This window comes from Sphingomonas sp. GC_Shp_6 (assembly GCF_026540835.1).
In the GTDB taxonomy this organism is placed as follows: domain Bacteria; phylum Pseudomonadota; class Alphaproteobacteria; order Sphingomonadales; family Sphingomonadaceae; genus Sphingomonas.
In genome coordinates this window covers 1-3,549 of record NZ_JALNUO010000037.1, presented here as the reverse complement: position 1 = coordinate 3,549, position 3,549 = coordinate 1, and the positions used below count along the sequence as shown (strand labels likewise).

Sequence of the window (3,549 nt, the reverse complement as noted above, 5' to 3'; positions counted from 1 at the left end):
AGCGGATCACCTCAGGCGACGAGTTGAAGCGGCGAAACGGCGATGGCGGCAGGGCACGTGAACGGCGGGGCATCAGCGGCCGTTATCAGCCTCCTGCCCTGCATGCCACGTTGGTCTGACAGAACCGTTCGGTCTTGCGCGAAGCCAGACCGTGGTACGGAGTGATCCGCACTATCGTGCTTCGATATGATCGTTGCCGACAAGGCCCCCTACAGCGCGGGTGACGCTCTCCCACAACGGATTTGTCACCAACCGACGGCTCTCGCCCGTATTGTACAACCGTTTAAATAGGACAATCATCAGCACTGGATAAACCTACGTGAGGGTTTGAAGCAATGCCGTCCGCCAAAGCTCAGGAAGTCGCGTGGCGACACGGGAGCGGGCGACGAATGTGAAGCTGAAAGAACTGCACAGGAGCAAGCTCCGCCCGTTAGCGCTGGTCGGTAAGCTGCTCGTGGCAACAACGACCCAGTTCCGGCCATTCGCAGCCTGTTTTCGGCTCCCCAACTTCTGACATTTGTTCATGCTGGCAACGGAGGAGCTAGCAATCACCACCCGGCGGGCGCGCTGTCGGGCAAGGCGCAGTTCGTCGGCTATGTCGGCGCCGCCACCGGGGCGCTGCTGGTTGGTGTCCTGCACGATGGCCGGCGGCTGAGCCGCACGCTGATGCTGCCCATCGGCATTTGCACGTGTGATCGTGTTTGCGACGCTCGCGGGACGCGATCGGACCATCTAGCCGAACGACACAGTAACAATTTTCAGGAGAAAATGCGTGGTGCAATCCAACCATCCGATCGGCGTCGGTTTGATCGGCTATGGCTTCGTTGGAAAGACGTTCCATGCGCCGCTGATCGGTGCCGTGGAGGGTCTCGACCTGTGCGCGGTCGTGTCCGGCGACGCGTCGAAGGTGCATGCCGATCTGCCCGACGTGACAATCTATCCAGAAACGAAAGCCATGCTCGCCGACCCGGCGATAGAACTGGTGGTAATCGCCACCCCCAACGAGACGCACGCGCCTCTGGCCAAGGCGGCGCTGGCGGCAGGAAAGCATGTCGTTCTCGACAAACCCTTTGCGCTCGACCTTACTGAAGCACGCGCGGTGACGCAGTTGGCGGTGGATGCCAATCGGCTCCTCTGCGTCTTCCACAACCGGCGCTGGGACAGCGATTACCTGACCGTTAGCGCTGCCGTCGAAGCCGGCACGATCGGTGACGTCGTACATTTCGAATCCCACATCGATCGCTTTCGACCTGACGTACGCGATCGATGGCGCGAACGTGCCGGCCCGGGTGCTGGCATCTGGTTCGATCTAGGCCCACACCTGATCGATCAGGCGCTACAGCTCTTCGGCCTGCCCGATCGGGTCCTTGCCTCCCTGGCAGCCCAGCGTTCGGGCGCTCAGATCGACGACTGGGCGCATGTGATCCTCTCCTACGGGAGACGCCGCGTGATCCTCCACGCCAGCATGCTAGTCGCAGGCGGCACTCACCGCTTTGTCGTGCAAGGCACGCGTGGCACCCTCGTCAAACACGCAGCCGACCCGCAGGAGTCGCAGCTCCTTGCCGGCATGACGCCAGGCACGGTCGGCTGGGGCGAGGATCCTGATCCCCTCGTCGTCCACGACGGCGTCGGTGCCTCGCGCGAACAGCCGTCGCTGCGGGGTGATCAGCGGCAATTCTATGTCGCGATGGCCGCCGCGCTCGCGGGCTCCGGGCCTCCCCCGGTATCGATGCTGGAAGCGTTGGCGGTAATGGCGGTGCTGGATGCGGCAAAACGGTCGTCAGACGATGGAAAGGCGATAGAGCTGCCGCTATGTTCTGAGGAGCGGGTGCAATGGCGTTGAGTGCGCTCCTCGAAGCGATCGCGCGTCAGGAGGAGACGCTGGTTCTCGACCGTTTCGACGAGGACATAGCCTGGCGGCTTGGCTCGTTGCTTCGCGAGTGGGCAAATACCGACGCCCTTCCAATCGTCATCGACATCGGGCTGTTCCACCGCCAGCTGTTCTTCAGCGCATTGCCGCGGTCGACGCCCGACAACATCGAGTGGGCGCGTCGCAAGCGCAATGTCGTCGAGCGATATCATCGATCGAGCTATCGCGTGGGTCGCGAGCTGGCTGCGAAGAATGACACTCTGGCGAACCGCTATGGCTTACCGCTGACCGATTTTGCCGAACATGGCGGTGGTTTTCCCCTCACCCTTGCCGGTGCGGGGGTGATCGGTGCAGCGGTTGTCTCGGGGCTACCACAACGTGACGATCATCAGCTGGTCGTCCGCGCGCTGGCTGCGGTCATAGGACATGACGTCGAGGCGCTGGTCCTGCCCGATGGATGATGTCCGTTAGATGACGCTGTCGCCGATGGCAGGCGCGGTCTATCCATGCTGGCCTGCACGCTCGAAATTCGGAGGCTCATACCTGCGCTATCGGTTAAGAAGGGTCGCGTCCGATGGCCAAGGGAGCGCGGAACGGCAATCACGATTTCTGCTGCGACTATATCGCCCTGCCAACCTATTCGACGTGTGGGCACGGGAAAACTTTCAGCCTGGAGGAGCAGTAATCATCCGCATGCAGCTTTTTCCCGACGTTGGAAGCAGAACACGATCGATCCGTGCGACCATGAATGATTTTGCCTACATGAAGAGGTGACCTGGTCGAGGTGACCCAAGTCGGCCGCTCATGCAGGTTCGACGCAGTCCGAAAGCAAACGTTGGTTCAGGCCTCCCTTCCTGTTCTCAGGCCTTTTGTGCGCGAGTTTTGGCCGCGGCAGCATCCTAAAGCGGCCGGACCGCTTTCCACCATGTATGCGGACGGCTCTCCCTGGTAACCGGGGCGACGGGCCTCGTTTCGTTTCAAACGAGTCACGCGCTGGCTATGTCTAGCTCAGACCTCAATCGTCCCGCTGTGTTCGCCGATGGTCGCCACCAGTCGATCTGTCCTGAGGGAGATATTGAGGGAGAATCACGAGCATCACGCCAAAGAGCGCAGTAAGTTCAGGGACTTATTAAGGGGCACTGGCGGTGCTGTCAGTCTAACGCGAACCCGTCTCCACACGATGCACGTCGCGCTTTGTACGCATCTGCCTAGCTCACGAGAACCTGCCACTCCGCCAGCGCGGCGGAGCGTCGTTCCTTGTAGGTCTGGCGGGCGACGAGGTGGCGTTCGAGGCTGAAGTGGTTGTGGACGTTGGCGTGGACCGAGGCGAACTTCTGTAGCGTCTTCATCCGCCTGAAGCGCACCATCGCCCGCTCCCGTCGTCGGAACGGCAGGTGGCTGTTCTCCACCCGGTTGTTGGCCCAGCGACCCACCTCCTGCTTGTCGGCGTTGCCAAGCTCCTTCATCGCCGCACCATAGGAGCGAAGCCCATCGGTGGTGACCTTGTCAGGGCTGCCGTGACGCTTCAGCGCCTTCTTCATGAAGGTCAGCGCTGCGTCCTTGTCCCTCGTCTTCGTGACGTAGCTCTCGAGGATCTCGCCCTCGTGATCGACCGCTCGCCAGAGGTACACCATCTCGCCGTTCAGCTTCACGTACATCTCGTCCAGGTGCCACCGCCA

The 3,549-nt window shown here is 61.6% G+C and carries 3 protein-coding genes; 2 read left to right on the top strand and 1 reads right to left on the bottom strand.

The features are described from left to right. The first annotated feature begins 772 nt into the window (after positions 1 to 772). Positions 773 to 1,843, top strand: coding sequence for an oxidoreductase (locus OXQ95_RS18530; RefSeq protein ID WP_267383091.1), 1,071 nt, complete (start codon positions 773 to 775; stop codon positions 1,841 to 1,843). Beyond that, positions 1,834 to 2,331 (top strand): heme-degrading domain-containing protein, encoded by a 498-nt coding sequence (locus OXQ95_RS18525; protein ID WP_267383089.1) that lies wholly within the window; start codon positions 1,834 to 1,836, stop codon positions 2,329 to 2,331. Before OXQ95_RS18530 ends, OXQ95_RS18525 begins: the two co-directional genes overlap by 10 nt. Positions 2,332 to 3,078: 747 nt before the next feature. On the opposite strand, the gene OXQ95_RS18520 is transcribed toward OXQ95_RS18525, so the two are convergent. After that, positions 3,079 to 3,549: IS6 family transposase (locus OXQ95_RS18520; RefSeq protein WP_267383086.1), on the bottom strand; the 471-nt coding region annotated here is incomplete at its 5' end.

Excerpts from the sequence above, each read along its gene's own strand:
- OXQ95_RS18525 (WP_267383089.1), top strand. The coding sequence starts at position 1,834 with ATGGCGTTGAGTGCGCTCCTCGAAGCGATCGCGCGTCAGGAGGAGACG.